Annotated in this window: 15 protein-coding genes and 2 tRNA genes; 4 read left to right on the top strand and 13 right to left on the bottom strand. The window is 45.0% G+C overall.

Annotated elements, in window-relative coordinates; genetic code table 11:
* Positions 1–5: 5 nt before the first annotated feature.
* The 13 genes from KNQ12_RS08725 to KNQ12_RS08665 form a co-directional block, all read right to left on the bottom strand.
* Positions 6–2,189, bottom strand: coding sequence for a 1,4-alpha-glucan branching protein domain-containing protein (locus KNQ12_RS08725; RefSeq protein ID WP_214747589.1), 2,184 nt, complete (start codon positions 2,187–2,189; stop codon positions 6–8).
* Between the two features lie 32 nt (positions 2,190–2,221).
* On the bottom strand, positions 2,222–2,944 hold the full coding sequence (locus KNQ12_RS08720; protein ID WP_035398333.1) for a DUF4912 domain-containing protein: 723 nt from the start codon (positions 2,942–2,944) through the stop codon (positions 2,222–2,224).
* A gap of 107 nt (positions 2,945–3,051) precedes the next feature.
* On the bottom strand, positions 3,052–3,714 hold the full coding sequence (phoU, locus tag KNQ12_RS08715; RefSeq protein ID WP_023467542.1) for a phosphate signaling complex protein PhoU: 663 nt from the start codon (positions 3,712–3,714) through the stop codon (positions 3,052–3,054).
* Between the two features lie 18 nt (positions 3,715–3,732).
* Entirely contained in the window at positions 3,733–4,509 is a 777-nt protein-coding gene (pstB, locus tag KNQ12_RS08710; RefSeq protein WP_053454494.1) for a phosphate ABC transporter ATP-binding protein PstB, read from the bottom strand.
* Positions 4,510–4,608: 99 nt separating this feature from the next.
* Positions 4,609–5,517: a phosphate ABC transporter permease PstA gene (pstA, locus tag KNQ12_RS08705; RefSeq protein WP_058265099.1), complete on the bottom strand. Its 909-nt coding sequence runs from the start codon at positions 5,515–5,517 to the stop codon at positions 4,609–4,611.
* A 1-nt stretch (position 5,518) separates the two neighbouring features.
* The gene (pstC, locus tag KNQ12_RS08700; RefSeq protein ID WP_035398337.1) at positions 5,519–6,460 is read right to left on the bottom strand and encodes a phosphate ABC transporter permease subunit PstC; all 942 of its coding nucleotides are present in this window, start codon (positions 6,458–6,460) and stop codon (positions 5,519–5,521) included.
* A gap of 90 nt (positions 6,461–6,550) precedes the next feature.
* On the bottom strand, positions 6,551–7,495 hold the full coding sequence (locus KNQ12_RS08695; protein WP_214747583.1) for a PstS family phosphate ABC transporter substrate-binding protein: 945 nt from the start codon (positions 7,493–7,495) through the stop codon (positions 6,551–6,553).
* Positions 7,496–7,721: 226 nt separating this feature from the next.
* On the bottom strand, positions 7,722–9,794 hold the full coding sequence (locus KNQ12_RS08690) for a peptidoglycan D,D-transpeptidase FtsI family protein (RefSeq protein ID WP_214747580.1): 2,073 nt from the start codon (positions 9,792–9,794) through the stop codon (positions 7,722–7,724).
* A 135-nt stretch (positions 9,795–9,929) separates the two neighbouring features.
* Complete coding sequence (locus tag KNQ12_RS08685) at positions 9,930–10,538, bottom strand: superoxide dismutase (RefSeq protein WP_214747577.1); 609 nt, start codon at positions 10,536–10,538, stop codon at positions 9,930–9,932.
* 93 nt (positions 10,539–10,631) lie between these two features.
* Positions 10,632–12,092, bottom strand: a complete 1,461-nt coding sequence (locus tag KNQ12_RS08680) for an alpha-amylase (protein ID WP_214747573.1) — start codon at positions 12,090–12,092, stop codon at positions 10,632–10,634.
* Between the two features lie 116 nt (positions 12,093–12,208).
* Positions 12,209–12,282: transfer RNA gene (locus KNQ12_RS08675), tRNA-Ile, on the bottom strand.
* Positions 12,283–12,293: 11 nt separating this feature from the next.
* Positions 12,294–12,367, bottom strand: a tRNA-Met gene (locus KNQ12_RS08670).
* A 127-nt stretch (positions 12,368–12,494) separates the two neighbouring features.
* Entirely contained in the window at positions 12,495–14,138 is a 1,644-nt protein-coding gene (locus KNQ12_RS08665) for a Na/Pi cotransporter family protein (protein WP_035398342.1), read from the bottom strand.
* Between the two features lie 207 nt (positions 14,139–14,345).
* Between KNQ12_RS08665 and KNQ12_RS08660 the strand changes: the two genes are divergently transcribed.
* The 4 genes from KNQ12_RS08660 to KNQ12_RS08645 all read left to right on the top strand — a co-directional run bounded on the left by KNQ12_RS08660 (position 14,346) and on the right by KNQ12_RS08645 (position 17,955).
* A complete protein-coding gene (locus tag KNQ12_RS08660) occupies positions 14,346–14,831 on the top strand; it encodes a hypothetical protein (protein WP_214747570.1) in 486 nt (161 codons plus the stop codon).
* A gap of 167 nt (positions 14,832–14,998) precedes the next feature.
* Positions 14,999–16,108: a flavodoxin-dependent (E)-4-hydroxy-3-methylbut-2-enyl-diphosphate synthase gene (gene ispG, locus KNQ12_RS08655; RefSeq protein ID WP_023467533.1), complete on the top strand. Its 1,110-nt coding sequence runs from the start codon at positions 14,999–15,001 to the stop codon at positions 16,106–16,108.
* A gap of 99 nt (positions 16,109–16,207) precedes the next feature.
* Entirely contained in the window at positions 16,208–16,777 is a 570-nt protein-coding gene (locus KNQ12_RS08650; protein WP_023467532.1) for a 5' nucleotidase, NT5C type, read from the top strand.
* Positions 16,778–16,878: 101 nt separating this feature from the next.
* Complete coding sequence (locus tag KNQ12_RS08645; protein WP_214747567.1) at positions 16,879–17,955, top strand: GGDEF domain-containing protein; 1,077 nt, start codon at positions 16,879–16,881, stop codon at positions 17,953–17,955.
* Positions 17,956–17,976: the final 21 nt, after the last annotated feature.

The raw sequence follows: 17,976 nt of genomic DNA, 5'->3' as shown, positions 1-17,976 counted from the left end.
ACTGTTCATCCGTTCTTTTTCGGATTCGTCACGTGTTGATATGGTTTTTCAAGGTTCTCTTCAAAACGCAGTGGCTTCTTTTCGACGTGATACTCTTGCTCCACCCCGTGACGTGACTCTTCTCGTTCTAGATAAACAACCGCTGATTGGCGCAACGCATCTCCTTCAAGTCGTTTTAAGGCAACGACCAGACCACCTGAACGATCAGGAGAACGCTCACTTTCGACATCGTAGACATTACTGACGAGTGGCAACTCTTTGATCTTCGCGATAGCTTGGGCAGCTGATGCGGTCTCCATGTTGAAGTTGTGGATGACTGCGAAATCAACGATCTTACTCAAAGCTTGCGCTTGGCGTAAGAAGGTTAAATTTAGTGCCGCCAGTTGGTTATAGGTCTGAACGAGCGGTAGACCTGTCACTTGCACTCCGTAAACGTGAACACCTTCTTCAAATCGATACGCTTCCGGATGTTCCGTGACGACATAGACGTTCTCACCAGCAGCAGCGAGCCGTCGAGCGAGCTCCGAAGCTGGTCGGTCTGACGCATCATATTGTCGGACGAACAATAAGATGGCGTCTGTATTCCAAGATTTCTCACGCTTCACTGCCACGTAGTAATCATGTGCCGTCAAGAAGACATCCGGTTCAATATCTGAATCTTGAAGAAAAGGATATTCGCGATATCGAGCATCCAACCATTCCACCGTCAGCTCCTCAGCATCCAGTCGACGCTCGGTTTCTTCAAAACGTAAGATATGCTCCCGGAAACGATTCGCAGCATACTGCGCTGTCGTCTGTCCATCAAGGATGAACGGCCAGTCGCTCGAGACAGCGAGGAGGTATTCTCGAATGAGTTGACGCTTCGCTTTGACAGTCAACGCATCTTGATGACGATTTCGAGCTACGATTCCTGCTAGTCTCTTCTCAAGCTGATGGAGATGACGAATCATCCAGTCATTCCGTTCATTGATCCAGACTTCCGCGTAGCCTTTTCGTCCCCACGTTCCCATCGCGACGTGCGCCGTGTCGATGTCTTGGAAGTGACGTTCGAGGAAGATCGCCGGTGAAATCGACTCAATTCCTTGATCTTCTAAACGTTCCATCGCTTTACCGAGGAAGTCGGGACCTTCAAACCACCAGTGACCGAACAATTCGGCATCAAATGGTGCTGTGACAAGGAACGGTGGGAAGTCTTGTCCTTGATGCGCATCTAAATGTTCACCAAGTGCTTGTGCGAAGTCTGCTGCGTGCTCACTTGTCCGTTGCCATGCCCAATCACGAACGTAATAGTCTTTTTGATCCGTTTCTCCTGTTACACGATGCAATTTCAATCCTGTATCATAACGTAAGCCTTCCGGGTGCATGAACTCAGCGATTTGATCCCACTCTCGATCGTACGCAAGGTCACGATAAAACTCGCGGTAATCCGGATGACCCGGGTATCCGATGACAGAGCTCCAAATCTTCCCGGAAATGATTTGATCACGCGGGAACAGTGCCACACCGTGCGGCGAATAGACAGGTGCTCCGATTCCGTGTTTCGGTGACGGATCCGCGTTTAAGATTGAATGTTCGTCAACGAATGTATAACGAATGCCCTCTTCATACAAAATACGATCAAGTCCGGGCGTATACGCACACTCTGGCATCCAAAGACCAGATGGACGGAATCCGTAATGACGTTCGAAACAGTTCAATCCCGTCTGAATTTCAGAACGTGCCGCTTGTTCAGACAACATGTGCGGACTGAATCCGTGCGTCGCCGTACACGTAATCAAATCGAGATAACCTTGCTCCTTGTAATGACGGAATGCGCGGTTCAAATCTTTTTCCCAGTGAAGGAACGTATTCAATAAATCTTGATAGCGGTCTTGATAGAATAGAAGCGCATCTCGTTCCTTTTGAGCAAGCTCTCGCTCTAGTTCCTGGCGAATCAAACGTAACGTATCCTCGATATGCTCGATATACCGCTCTTGAATCAATGGGTCGGCAAGCATCTCGATGACGGGTGGTGAAATGCTGACCGTCCAGCCGAGCGGACGTGACAAGCGATCGACCTCCCACAATAATGGGATGTAGGTTTCTGAAATCGCTTCATACATCCACCGTTCTTCTAGACGATGCGCCTCTTCATGACGGATATATGGTAAATGTGCATGTAAGACGAGTGAAAAATATCCTTTTCGCATAGCTTCTCTTCCTTTCCCTCTCTCTAATTCCATTATCGGACGCGATCGAAATAGGAGTAAGGACGTAATACTTCGACCCATTCCGGTTGTTCGACCTCTCCGTATTGCCAATGATGCACGACTTCCGCGAACCGTCCGTCCGTAACTGGCTCGTCACGTGGCGTTTCGACTGGTTTTGAACGCAGTACTGGAACAAAGTCCCCGTCGATCGTTTGAATGCCCCATTCAATGATGTATGTAGTATTCGGGGCGACTGGTCGAACGAACCAAGCATTCGTCATTTCTGGTAGCTCGAATTGATACGTCCGATTTGCCTGTCCTTGTTCATATTCAACAAGCGTGACATCAATAATGCGTAATTCTTTACGGAACGAATCAAACGTCGTGTGATAGTGCGTCTCTAGCAACTGTTTCGACAGTTCAGACAATTCCCAGTAGACGTATAACGCTGTCGGTGACTGAACGATGGCGTGGAGGATGTCATCCTCGTAATGTGTCGCCATTCCAAACGCGTCACGTTCTAGCGAAGGTACCACTTGCACAGACGGTACGACGTCTAATACAGGTGCAGTCGACTTTTTTGTCTGCTTGACCGTTTTTGATTCTACTTTCGGCGCTACTAAAGGTTGTTCTGTTAACGATTTACGATATTTAGTCCACGCATATTTGATTTTTCCTTCAGTCGTATCCAATTGAGCTGCGATTTGTTTTGTTGTCAGCCCTTGTTCTTTCAATTTAATGATTTGCTCAAGCATTCCCAATCACCTCTCTGTCATTATTCACTTCTTTCCTATTCTACAAACGTGTTTCGAATCCCTTTACAAAAAAAGTAGGCAGAGGAAATTCCTCCTGCCTACTTGATTCATCCGTTTAAATCATAATGTTTTCCTTTTTCGAGATAGATCAGATGCTCCCCGACGTTCGTCAAGTGATCACCCATCCGCTCGATGTAGCGGCAAATGTTCGTGAATTGCATGACTTCATCGACGACAATCGGCTGAAGTGACATGTGACGCATGTACTGGCGAAGTGCCTTATATGTCGTCTCATCAATGACGTTATCGAGATCAGACAAGGCTTTTGCTTTCTCGACATCTCCGTCACGATAGGCGACGATCGCAGTTTCCGTCATATCCAGTAATGTCTCGAATGCTTCCTTCAACAAAGAGATATCGATGACATACGGGAATGTTTCGACACGAAGAACCGCTTTTGAGATATTCCCCGCATAATCTGCAATCCGTTCGAGATCCGACGAAATTTTCATCGCGGTGATGATTCGTCGTAAATCCGTTGCAACGGGTTGTTGCTTCGCGATTAAGAGAATCGCATCATCGTTGATTTCAAGTTCAAGATCATCGAGTTCATTATCGTTTTCGATGACACTACGCGCGATATCTTGATCATATTTTTCGAGTGCTTCAGCTGTGGTTGCGATCTGTTGCATCGTCTTACGGGCCAGTAAAAAGACCTTTTGATCGAGTATTGCCAAATTTTCTCCAAAAATCGTACGGTTCGCTGCCATTCGTCTCGTCTCCCCTTCTTATCCGAATCGTCCTGAAATGTAATCTTCCGTCCGTTTGTCACTCGGATTGCCAAAGATCCGATCTGTTTGATCGAACTCGACGACTTCACCATTCAAGAAGAACGCTGTTTTGTCCGAAACACGTGCAGCCTGTTGCATGTTGTGTGTCACGATGATGATCGAGTAGTCTGATTTCAATTCTTGGACGAGTTCTTCTACTTTTAATGTAGAAATCGGATCAAGTGCCGATGTCGGCTCATCCATCAAGATGACATCTGGCTCGATTGCAAGGCAACGGGCGATACAAAGACGTTGTTGCTGACCACCAGAAAGACCATAAGCATTTTCGTTCAAACGATCTTTGACTTCATCCCAGATTGCCGCACGGCGTAAACTACGTTCAACAATTTCGTCGAGGATCTTTTTGTTTTTGACGCCGTGGACACGGGGACCGTAAGCGATGTTATCATAAATTGATTTCGGGAATGGATTCGGTTGCTGGAAGACCATTCCGACCGATGTCCGTAATTCTTCGACACCGTATTCTTTATCAAAGATATTACGTCCGTGATACTCGATTGCACCATTCGTCCGTACGATCGGAACGAGTTCGACCATTCGATTCAATGTTTTGATGAATGTCGACTTCCCGCAGCCAGACGGTCCAATGATTGCCGTGACTTCATTTTTCTTAATGTCGAGATTGACATCTTTCAGCGCATGATCGTCACCGTACCATAAGTTTAAGTCTTTGACGTTATAGACGCTCTCACGTGCTGCTACTGGTTGGTTCATACGCTCTGTCCCTTCTGTATCGACTGATTTCGTATTCAGCTTCGTATCCATCATCTGTCTTCCTCCTTAAAAGAAATCCCTTCTATCTATCTCGTTCGATTAATAACGTTTTGAGAAACGGTTCCGGATCCAGATCGCAAGTGAGTTCATCGTCAAAAGGATGACCATTAAGACAATGATACCTGCCGCTGCAAGTCCTTGGAAGTCCGCTTGTGGACGACTTGTCCAGTTGTAGATTTGAATCGGTAATGCTGTGAATTCTGAGAAAATACTTTCAGGCGCACGAGCAATGAAAATCGCAGCTCCGACCATGATGAGTGGTGCTGTCTCACCAATCGCTCGAGATACAGCCAAGATGATCCCAGTAATGACACCCGGAAGTGATGCCGGAAGAACGACTTTGAACGTCGTTTGCCATTTTGACGCACCGAGTGCAAGTGATGCATGACGCATCGCTTGTGGAACGGCACGAATCGCTTCTTGAGACGAGACGATAACGACAGGAAGACTCATTAATGCAAGCGTCAATGCTCCTGCAATCAATGTCGAGCCGAAGCCCATATTACGTACGAAGAACGTCAAACCAAGTAAACCGAAGACGATCGATGGTACACCTGCAAGGTTTGAGATGTTGACTTCGATGAATGAAGTCATCCGACTCTTCTTCGCATATTCTTCAAGGTAAATCGCTGCTCCGACACCAATGACGAAAATCATCGGGATGATGAGGAGCATCAAGAAGATCGATCCCATTAACGCCGGATAAATCCCGGCCCGTTCCGCACGACGCGATGGTGCATTTTGTAGAAACTCAAGTGATAACCATGACGCACCGTCACGGATGACGCCGAACAGGAGAATACCAAGGACAACGAGACCAAAGAACAGTCCAGCAAGGAAAATGACTTTTGTGACGTTGTTGACGACGAGTCGCTGGCTAATGGATTTCTTCACCGCGACTGGATCGATAAATTTTTTCATGACAGGTTGCTTTTCTGGTAAGGCCATCTTAGTACTCCTCTCTGAAGCGGCGTGTGATCCAGTTCGCAAGTAAGTTCATCACTAACGTGAAGACGAACAAGAGCGTACCGACCGCATAGATACTGTAATATTCGACAGTTCCAAATCCAGCATCACCTAAGGCAACCTGAACGATGTAAGCTGTCATCGTTTGAACTGGTTCGAGTGGATCAACAGCAGCTGTTGGATTCGAACCACCAGCGATTGTAACGATCATCGTCTCACCGATCGCACGAGACATCCCGAGTACGATCGATGCGATGATACCTGATAAAGCAGCTGGAACGACGACTTTCAAAGCGACTTCAAGACGTGTCGAACCGAGCGCAAGCGCACCATCACGAATTTTTTTCGGGACAGAGCTCATTGCATCCTCAGAAATCGAAGCGATCATTGGAATGATCATGATCCCGACGACAATCCCTGGGCTAAGCGCATTGTAAATCTGAATTCCTGGAATCAATTTTACGAGTAATGGTGTGACGAACGTCAACGCGAAGAATCCGAAAACGATTGTCGGAACACCAGCTAAGACTTCAAGAATTGGTTTTAAGATACGGCGTGCGCGGTCTGACGCGTACTCACTTAAATAAATCGCTGATGTGAGACCGATCGGCACGGCAACTAGCATCGCAATCACGGTAATCTCAAGCGTACCGACGACAAGTGGCCAAATTCCATACTCTGGTTGTGAGTTGAGTGGATACCAGCTCGTACTGCCGAAGAATTCCTTGAACGGAACGACTTCAAAGAAGTGTTCTGTTTCAATGACTAACGTGAGAATGATGCCGATGGTCGTAACGACCGAGACGAACGCACATAGGAATAACACGATCGGCATGACGCGTTCCATGACGTTTTTCATACTGTATTTTTGCTGTCGGTTCTGTTGAATCAGCTCGCGAACCGATTTGTTTTGAGTTGAACTCATCCTTCTTCACTCCCTACTTCTTCTTGACATGAGAACGGGACCCAACCGGTACAGACTTCCCCGGTTGGGCCATCCTCATGACTCGATGATTTATTTCATTGCGTCTTCAATTGCTTTTGCGTTTTCATCATAACGATCTTGTGGCATTTTGATATATCCAACTTCTTCAGCTAGATCACCAGCGTTTTCGTTCGTGAACTGAACGAAATCAGCGACTTGTTTTTTATCTTTCATCGATTTGTTGTTGACATACGTGTAAATTTCACGTGACAGTGGGTAAGAAAGATCTTTGATTGTTTCTGGTGTTGGATCGACTGCGTCTTTTCCTTCAGCTGAAAGTGGTACTTCCTTCAACTTATCTTTATTCTCTGCGTAGTACGCGTAACCGAAGTAGCCGATTGCGCCTTTCGTTCCTTCAACACCTTTGACGAGAACGTTATCGTCTTCTGATAATTGAACATCTTTACGCATATCTTTTTTCTCAAGTACTTTTTCAGAGAAGAAGTCGAATGTTCCTGAATCTTTCCCTGGGCTAAAGAATTTCAATGGTTCAGCTGGGTAAGAAGAATCGACATCTTTCCATGTTTTGACGTTAGGATCGAGCCAGATTTTCTCGAGTTGCTCCATTGAGAGTTCTTTTACCCATGTATTTTCTTTACTGACTGCGACAGTCAAACCATCATATGCGAGTGAAAGTTTTGTATATTCAATGTTGTTCTTTTTCGCTTCAGCTGCTTCTTCTTCTTTAATTTCACGCGATGCGTTTGAAAGATCTGTTTCCCCAACGACGAAGCGTTTGAATCCACCGCCTGTACCAGAGACACCAACTGTGACATCTACGTCAGGTTGTTCCATCGAATATTCTTCACCGACAGCTTCCATAATCGGGAAGACTGTAGAAGAACCGTCGATTGCGATTTTTCCTTTTAAATCAGATGAACTAGCAGAACCGCCTTTATCGTTACCACATGCTGCCCCCACTACTGCGATTGATGCTACCGTTGTGATGAGTGCTGTTTTTTTCATCCAAGACATGATTAATTTTCCTCCTCGAAAGTATGTCGCTGACGATGTCACGACTTTTTATCCGTTTTCCTTACAAGACTTATACTACGGATGAACTATTAAAACGAAATGAATCCAACGTAAAAGAATTGTAAAGGCGTGTTTTTTAGTGTTTACAATTCGAAATCCATTAGAAAAAAAGGTCAATACAAACAAAAAAAACGAGAGTGATTGCTCACTCTCGCTTTATTTCTAGTTAATTTGGCTTAGTTTGCCATGGTACGTCCTTCACATTGAAATACGCTTTGACAAGATCGTGACCGATTTTTGAGTTGACGGTTTCTTGTTCCATATAAGGAAGGAACACGGCCCATGCCATCTCTGGATTATCATACGGTGCCCAGCCGACAAGGTTCGAGTTCAATGAACGAACCGGTTGACCACTGCCGTCACGTAAGGCGATTCCATCATCACCATAGACACTGACCTGCGCTGTACCTGTTTTCGCAGCTGCATCAATACCGGTTTGGGCAATGATTTTTGCTGTACCACGCTCTCCCTTGACAACACGATGTAATCCTTCGCGGACATGATCAATGTTATCTTGACTGACTTCAATCCGATTCAGGTAATTCGTCTTAAAGCTATAATCCACTTGTTTTGTCCCTTTTTCAATCGAATTCGACGCGAGAACTTCTTTTAAGAAGTGCGGTTGAACACGATAGCCACCGTTGGCAAGTGTTGAAATATATTGTGCGACTTGTAGCGGTGTAAAGGCATCATACTGTCCGATGACTCGGTCCATGAGTAGCGTGACACGGTCCGGTGTTCCTTGAACACCTTTTGCTTCGTACGGTAAATCTACACCCGTCGTCACTCCAAGGCCGAACTGACTATAGTAATTCTGCATGATCGCAGCTGCTGCATCTACACTTGCTCCAGCGATACCATTACTCGGATATTTCGCCATCCGCATCGCAATGTTGAACATATAAACGTTTGATGAACGCTCAAGAGCCGTTAAATCCGTGATTGCTCCCATGTTGACATACGATCCTTTTTTCGTACCCCCGATTGTAATCGGAGCATCATTGATGACTTCGTTTTGACGGATGACGCCCTCCTCGAGCCCCATCGCAACCGTTGCACCTTTGATCGTCGAACCGATTTGAAGCGACGTTAAGACGTTATTGATTGCGACATCTGAGAACTTACCGGTTGCTGGATCCAACTTTTGACCAGACATCGCAAGAATCTCACCTGTCTGTGGATTCATGACGACGGCGTAACCTTCTTTTAGATAACGACTACCCATGCCACGTCCCATTTTAATGGCTTGTTGCATGATTTGGTCGACTTGTTTGTTGTATTCCGCATCCACGGTCAGAACGAGATCTTTACCGGACTCGCCTTCCTCGCGTTTTGGATCACCGACCGGCTCTCCGTTAAACGTCTCATACACATCGTATGCGGGTTTCCCTCGCAGTAGATCTTCATACTGTTGTTCAAGGAATGATGTTCCGACACGGTCATTCAAGCTGTAGCCTTTTGCTTTGAACTCCGCTTGTTGTTCTGCTGGAATCTTCGAATACTTCCCGAAGATATTCCGAAGTGTTCCTTCATATGGATAAGATCGCTCGTAGAACGGTTCCACCGATACACCCTTTAAATCTTCTAGATTTTCATCGATGATTGCCATCTCTTTTGCGGAAGCACCGAGTTTGACGAGTTGTGGATCAAGCGCGTAACCGACTTCCATGTTGTGTTTGATCGCAATGACTTCCATTGTTTGATCGTCATAATCAATATCGTCTTTCGTAATCGCATCTAATCGGATTTGATCCTGTTCTGCGATTGATAGTTTACTTTGTGCTTCTGCTGAAGGATATTTCTGTTTGACGGCTTCTTGATAACGACGATCAGACTCTTTCGTGTTCGTCGCGATCCAGAAATCCTTAATATCACGTTCTGTGACTTTCCAATCTTTTTTCGGTAGATCAATGATTGCTGCAAGACGTTGTGCAATCTCAATGCGTTCATCGACTTTCGTCGTTTGTGCTCGACGGTAGACGATCGAGTATTTAGAAATCGTATCAACCAAAAGACGACCATCCCGGTCATAAATCTTTCCGCGTGGCACTTCATATTTTGATGCGATCATTTCTGTTTTTTGAACTTCCCGCGAAATTTTCTCACCATTGACGATTTGCACGACTCCTAAACGGAAAATCAAAATCGCAAACAATAAAAAAACGACGAAGAACATTAAATTCAGACGAAGCGGCAGATGATTACGCCGTTTTCCTCGTACGGTAATTCGTTTAGCCATGGCGTACTCCCCTATCGTTCAAAAGTCATCTTGTTTCATTATATAGAAGGAAACTTTCCATAACAACCTATCCCATCATTTTCCGCATAAAAAAAAGCGTATCGTTCACAATTGAACGATACGCTCGTTTTCACATTACTTCGCGTCAGCGTAAAGCTTCGCTACGTGATCCCAATCAACGACGTTGAAGAACGCATTGATGTAATCAGGACGACGGTTTTGGTAGTTGAGATAGTATGCATGTTCCCAAACATCAAGACCGAGGATTGGTGTTTTGCCTTCCATGACTGGTGTATCTTGGTTTGGTGTCGAAACGACCGCCAATTTTCCACCGTCAACGATTAACCAAGCCCAACCTGAACCAAAACGAGTTGTTGCTGCTTTCGCGAATGCATCTTTGAATGCATCGAATGATCCGAAGGCTTCGTCGATTGCTACCGCGAGTTCCCCTGTTGGAGCAGCACCATCGTTCTTCTTCAACAGTTTCCAGAAGAATGAGTGGTTCCAGTGACCGCCACCGTTGTTACGGACTGCAGTTTGAATGTTTGCTGGGAGAGCATCCAAGTTTTGAAGAAGTTCTTCAAGTGACTTTCCTTCATGTTCTGTACCCTCAAGCGCCGCATTCACGTTCGTGACATACGTGTTGTGGTGTTTCGTGTGGTGAATCTCCATCGTACGAGCATCGATATGTGGCTCAAGCGCATCATAAGCGTAGCCGAGTTCTGGTAATTCAAATTTTGACATGTTCATGTCCCCCTTTGTACTATTTTCGAAAACTTCAATACCCTTTAAGACTAGCAAAAGAACCTGTGTTGACGCAAGTCAAGACCCTCGGATTTACTCGACTTCTCGTGGAGCAAAAACTGATACACCACCACCCGGAACTGGGAAGACACCAAATCCTTCATCGTCGATCACAACAGGGTGATCTTGATAGTTCGTATAGTCAAACCATTCTTGACCTGCACGTTCTTCACCGACAAACATCCGTTTTTCACACATGTCGGCATTCGACAATAAGACCGCACAGCCGGAGTTCTCAATTTCCTCAACTCCACGACGAACCCAACCGACACAATGTGGATCATCGAGATAATCTTCTTGTTCACCATACGCTTTGTGATAACGTGCATAGAGTAAGGCATCAATCATTTCTTTTTTTCCTTCTACCGGATGTGGTCCTTGCACACCATAATAGTCACCGTAGAAGACACATGGATAACCATCTTTACGAAGTAAAATCGCCGCGTAAGCATGTTGTTTAAACCAGTCATCCACCCACGACTCCAGTGATTCGCCCGGTTGTGAATCGTGATTATCGACGAACGTGACGGCATTCGTCGGGTGTGATTCGACAAGGGTATCCGCAAACAACGTCGTCATATCAAAGTCTTGCCCCTGCTTCGAAGCTTCATGGAACTTGTAATGAAGCGGAACATCGAATAAATCGATCGTATAGTCGACGCTATCGAGGAAATGACGACAATCATCGAGATCTGATTTCCAGAACTCACCGACCATATAGAAGTCACCTTCACTTTTTTCAATCATTGATTTTGCGAATTCATGAACGAATTCATAGTTGATATGTTTGATGGCATCGAGTCGGAAACCTTGGCAATCAATTGTTTCTTGGAACCAATGTCCCCAGCGGATCATTTCTTCTCGGACTTCAGGGTGATTATAATCGATGTTCGCGAACATCAAATAGTCATAGTTTCCGAATTCATCATCGACTTGATCATTCCAATCTTTATTTTTACCGGAAATTTTAAAGACACCCGTCTTTTCTTCACGAGCATCAAAATCCGTTCCATTGAAAAATTCATGTGTCCAGATGAAATCTGAATATTTTCCGTTACGTCCCGGGAACGTAAACTTCGTCCAAGCTTCGATTTCAAACTCTTCTGAAATTTCTTTCGAACGATCTTCCGGATGGACTTCGACGACATTGATCGTCTCGAGTTCATCGGCTGCTGCTTTATGGTTCATGACGACATCCGCGTAAACAGCGATATCGTTCTCACGAGCAACCTGGATCGCTTCGACGAGTTCATCTTTCGTACCGTATTTCGTACGGACCGTTCCTTTTTGATCAAATTCGCCTAAATCATAGACGTCATAGATGCCATATCCTGTATCTTCATCCGATTGACCTTTTGACGCCGGTGGAATCCACACGGACGTGATGCCGGCAGCACGTAATTCAGGCGCCCGCTCTTTCAAGCGTTGCCAGTGCTTCCCATCATTCTCTACATGCCACTCAAAAAACTGCATCATCGTATGGTTACGTTCCATCTCTCTTCGCTCTCCCTTAGTTACTATAGTATGAATATTATTACAATATCTTTACTATTCCCCGGGGGAACAAAAATAAACGCTCCTCGTTTTTCAACGAGAAGCGTTCTACTGAATGGACCCTGCAGGGCTCGAACCTGCGACCGGACGGTTATGAGCCGTCTGCTCTGACCAGCTGAGCTAAGGGTCCTTAAGTAATAGTAGCGGCGGAGGGAGTCGAACCCACGACCTCACGGGTATGAACCGTACGCTCTAGCCAGCTGAGCTACACCGCCATGATGTATGTTTCTTACTCTTACTAGATTACGAGATGTGGCGAAACTTGTCAATATGCTATTTCAAAAAAATAAACAGCTGATTTCATTTTTTGAAATCAGCTGTCATAGATAAATCGTATTTCACTTAGTTCGTTAATGCGGTCCGCTGTTCAAGGACGAGATCCGTGATGTTGACAGCGTGATCGCCAATTCGTTCGAGGTTCGACAAGAGATCGACGAAAATCATCCCTGCTTGTCCCGTACATTCGCCAGCGTTAACACGAAGGACATGATGCTTACGGAATGAACGTTCGAGTGCATCGAGTTTACCTTCGAGTTCAAGAACTTTTCGAGCCCGTGTGACATCATCCTCTTCGACAGCGCGAACGGCACAATCGACGATTTCTTGTGTCAAAGCGTACATGTCATCAAGTTCTTGCTTCGCTGATGATGTGAACTGAATCCGGTTGACGATTTGGAAGTCAACCAATTCGACGATGTTTTCAACGTGGTCACCAATCCGTTCAAAATCATTGACGGCATGCATCAGTAACGAGTGCTCATTTGATTCACGTTCTGATAAATCATGTGCCGCTACTTTAACGAGATAACTCGTGACTTCTGTATTTAAATGGTTGATCGCATATTCAATCTGTTGTGATTCCGATACATCTTTCTTATCATGCGATTGTGTGTAACGCTGTGCTTTTGCAAGTGCGTCTTTCGAGAATTCACCCATACGCAATACTTCGAGCTTTGCTTGGTTTAATGCGAGTGCTGAAGATTGGTTCAAGATATTTTGATCCAGATGACGCGGTTTTGAATCAATCGTCGTATCCGTACCCGGTACGATTTTTTGTACAAGCCATGCGATTTGCGCAATGAACCAACACTGAATCAACGTATTGACGACGTTGAATGTTCCATGTGCAAAGGCGATTTGCATCTTTGGACCTAAATCAAGCGCGCCCGTGATCCAAGTAATGAAATTCGAGAAGATCGGTAAAGCAATCAAGAATAAAATCGTCCCGATAATGTTGAAGATGACGTGTGCTGCTGCTGTTCGTTTAGCTGCAATCGACGCACCAAGTGCTGCGAGTACTGCTGTGATCGTCGTTCCGATGTTATCACCGAACAAGACGGGAAGTGCTGCTTTGATATCGATCATGCCACCAGCGTATAGCTCTTGTAAGATACCGATCGTTGCTGACGACGACTGAACAAGAACGGTAAAGATCGTTCCGACGAATACACCAAGCAATGGGTTATCCGACATCGATACCGTCAACTCACGGAACCAGACACTTGACTCAAGTGGAGCCATTCCGTCGCCCATCAATGTCAAACCATAGAACAATGCACCGAAGCCAAAGAAAATCTGTCCGATGTATTGAACCCGTTCTTTATTGAAGAAGAAGATCAAGAAAGCACCAATTGCGATTGCTGGAAGCGCAGCTTCCTTGACGTTAAAGCCGATGATGAAGGCCGTAATCGTTGTTCCGATGTTAGCCCCCATGACGACTCCAATCGCCTGTCGTAAATTCATCAGACCTGCACTAACGAGTCCGACGACGATGACGGTCGTCCCTGACGACGACTGTATCAAAATCGTGACGACGATACCTGCTAGGATACCTAACAGTGGGTTCGTCGTATATTTATCGAGGATATAACGTAATCGGTCTCCTGCTGTTTTTTGGAGCCCATCTCCCATATACTTAATACCGAATAGGAAAATCCCGAGTCCACCGATGAAGGTGAAAATCATTTCCTGCAAATCATAGTTCATCTTGCCAGCTCCTTTATTTCATGTGGATTGATGTGTTTGTAAAGTTTATTTTCTCAACTCCCCCATTATGTAAAGGTCTTTTGAACTTGTAAATAGTTTTTGAGACATCCGTTTGTTAAGGTTTTATTAATCTGTACCATTACACGAAAAACCTTTATTACCAATCAAAATCGAATAAATAAAATCTGTTATAAAACAGTAGAAAGAGTGATTTTCTTGTCATTTTTACGTCAACTAATTAATTACTTACAAACTTCTTTAATTCCAAATCGTCCGTTTTTGCGTCTTCGTTTGGCAGATGTTTCCCTTTATTTTTGTGGATTAGCTTGGATTTCATTTTGGACGACGGTCATTGATTCCTTCTTTTTACAAAAAAACATCCCAATCGTCGTCTGGTTCATCCTTCATTTCATCTTTATCGCAATCGCTGTATTACTTTACGTATTGTTTATGGCGTATCTAACGAAGGGATTTGTCCGATTGTTACTTCCCCGTCCGTGGGCGTATCGCCAAACGTTTCCTTACACAGTTGCGACGAATCTCTGGTCTTTCCCACTCGGTATGCTTCTATACCAACTCGATTATCCTCGCTTCGGAATCGGGATACTCGTAATCGGACACCTCGTCTACACATTAGTTCCATTATGGATTGCCCGTTCCGCGAAGTCACGCGCTTCACGCAAACCTCAATGAGTATCAAAATCAGGCGTCCGACGGATTGACGGACGTCCTTCTTTCATTAAACAATTGTAAATGTTCGATTTTCGTTCTTGTTTCTCGATTTTTAGGGAATAGTTCGATATGATAGGAAGGGTAAAGATAAACAATATGGCGGTATGCCACAAAAGGAGATTTTCGATATGCCGAAAATGGTCCATCGCTCTAAGACTCGTCCTGTTCGTGTAGGGGACCTTGTCATTGGTGGAAATAATGAAGTCATCATCCAAAGTATGACGACAACTAAAACACACGACGTCGAAGCGACAGTCGCTGAAATTCTACGTCTTGAAGAAGCTGGTTGCCAAATCGTCCGCGTCGCTTGTCCAGAAGAACGTGATGCGCTCGCACTTGCAGAAATCAAAAGCCGAATCAACATTCCGCTTGTCGTAGACATCCACTTCAACTATAAACTTGCGCTCATGGCAATCGAAGCTGGCGTCGATAAAATCCGGATCAACCCGGGTAACATCGGTCGCCGCGAAAAGGTCGAAGCCGTCGTGACAGCAGCCAAAGCGAAAAACATCCCAATCCGGATCGGGGTAAACGCCGGTTCACTTGAAAAGCACATTCTTGAAAAATACGGCTACCCGACAGCACGTGGTATGGTCGAGAGTGCGTTGCACCACATTAAGATCCTCGAAGATCTCGACTTCCATGACATCATCGTCTCGCTTAAGGCATCAGACGTACAGTTGGCGCTTGAAGCGTATCAACTTGCTTCTGAATCGTTCGACTATCCACTTCACGTCGGGATCACGGAATCTGGTCCACTTCGCTCTGGTTCATTAAAATCAGCAGCGGGACTTGGCGCGATCTTGTCACGCGGAATCGGAAACACGGTTCGTGTATCTCTTTCAGCGGATCCTGTCGAAGAAGTAAAAGTCGCAAAAGAAGTCTTGAAATCATTTGGTCTCGCGGCGAATGCGGCGACATTGATCTCATGCCCAACATGTGGTCGGATCGAAATCGATTTGATGTCGATCGCTGCAGAAATCGAAGACTATATCGAAAACATCCAAGCGAACATCAAAGTCGCGGTTCTCGGATGTGCGGTCAACGGTCCTGGTGAAGCACGTGAAGCTGATATCGGTATCGCTGGCGCACGCAACGAAGGATTATTGTTCCGTCACGGAGAAATCATCCGTAAAGTACCGGAAGCAACGATGGTCGAAGAATTGAAGAAAGAGATTGATGCAATCGTTCTCGAAAAACAGGCTGAAAAAGAAGCCGAAAAAGCAAATCACGCATAAGTGGAAGACTCCTCCCTCGCGAGGAGTCTTTTTTCCTATCTCGATTTCGACTATGTTATACTAAGTGAAGAAAAATTTTTAGAACGTGGGTGACTGTAAATGAAAATTGGAATCGACATTGATGGAACGATCACACATCCATCCTCTTGCTTCACTTACATGAATAAACATCTCGGAACGTCGATTGACTTCAATCAGGCGTCCGAGTATGAATTGCATACGTATACCGATATGAATCAAATCGAATTTTGGGACTACATGGTGAACTCTGGTCACGAGACAGGCATTTATCGTGAATCCATCCCTCAAGAACATGTTCGTCATCACTTATGGAATTTGCGGAAGCAATATGATCTCCATTACGTAACAGCACGATCGGAGCTCGTTCGTCCTGTAACAGAAGAGTGGATCAAACAACACGAACTTCCTCTTGATTCCTTGATCATGACGGGATCACACGACAAAGTACAAGTCGTCCGTGATTTATCACTCGATTTATTCATGGAAGATCGATTAGAGAATGCTGTACAAATCGCAGAAGACACCTCTATTCCTGTAATCTTGTTCGATGCACCTTATAACCGTAAAGCCGTACCGAATAATGTCATTCGTGTCGCTTCCTGGAATGAGGCCGTTCAAGAGATTCAAAAATTTGCACCAATTCGTTAAAACAGCCGATTAGGCTGTTTTTTCCATTTTCTATGCCATTATCCGATGAGATAGCATACAATGGCATTAGATTTAGATTTTCTAATAGAAAGGGTTTCATGATGCTTACGACAGTGAATATCTTTTTCGTCAATATCTGTATTATCTTTCTTGTCTCTACATTCACTTTTTATCTGTTGCGTGATCGCTTACCGATTCAACCAGACTCGATGATGTCCACTCGCCTGTATTTCGGACTCTCGAATGGAGTAACAGGAATTCTCCTTATGCACCACGCCATCGATTTAAATGGGGCACTGATCGATTTACGATTGTTACCTCTCGCTTTATCCGCCCTATTTGGCGGTAACGTCAGTATCGCAGTGACAGGAACGATGCTTCTATTTTATCGGTTCTTGATTCATGACGGCGCTTCACTGAATGTTCTACTTAGTTCTGTCATCACACTACTTGGTTTTTTAATTCTTTCGTTTATTTGTCGCCGATTTATCACACGACAAGGGTACTTCTTTTCCGCCATCGTCACGGTCGGTTCATTACTTGTTCTTTGGCGACTGATCATAAGCAATTCTCCTGTCGATGCATGGGAAACGATCTATATTCCCTATTTTATCCTAACGATTGGTGGAGCGATTTTGTTTTATCGGTTATCCTCGCTCCTTCAACAGCACTTTGTTCTGTACTCCTATCAATCCTACCTCGCATCGACCGATCAGTTGACACGGCTTGCGAATCGACATGTCATTTTAGAAAAAGTAACGACGCTCGAAAAAAGTAACGCCTCTTGGAGTGTGATTCTATTCGATTTGGATCATTTCAAGACTGTGAACGATACACACGGTCACGCCATCGGTGACGCCGTCTTACGCCATTTTTCGATTATATTGAATGAATATTGTCCTGTACCAGTCACGGTCGGCCGATATGGAGGTGAAGAATTCATCATCATCATTCCGGATAGCGAACAATATACTCCTGTTATCATAGCGGAAACGATCGTAACAGCCGTTCAGCAAACACCGTTCGTGATGCAGGATCATGCCGTATCAATCACCGTATCCGCTGGAATTGCTTACGCTCATCATCTGCCTGCTGAAATGGTCTTTAAGCAAGCAGATGCCGCTTTATATGAGGCAAAAACGCAAGGTCGAAATCAATATCGACTGTACCAATCATAAGTATTGTATGAAAAAGCCACT

Source organism: Exiguobacterium sp. s11 (assembly GCF_018619015.1).
Taxonomy (GTDB): domain Bacteria; phylum Bacillota; class Bacilli; order Exiguobacteriales; family Exiguobacteriaceae; genus Exiguobacterium_A; species Exiguobacterium_A indicum.
This window is presented reverse-complemented; position numbering and strand designations above follow the sequence as displayed.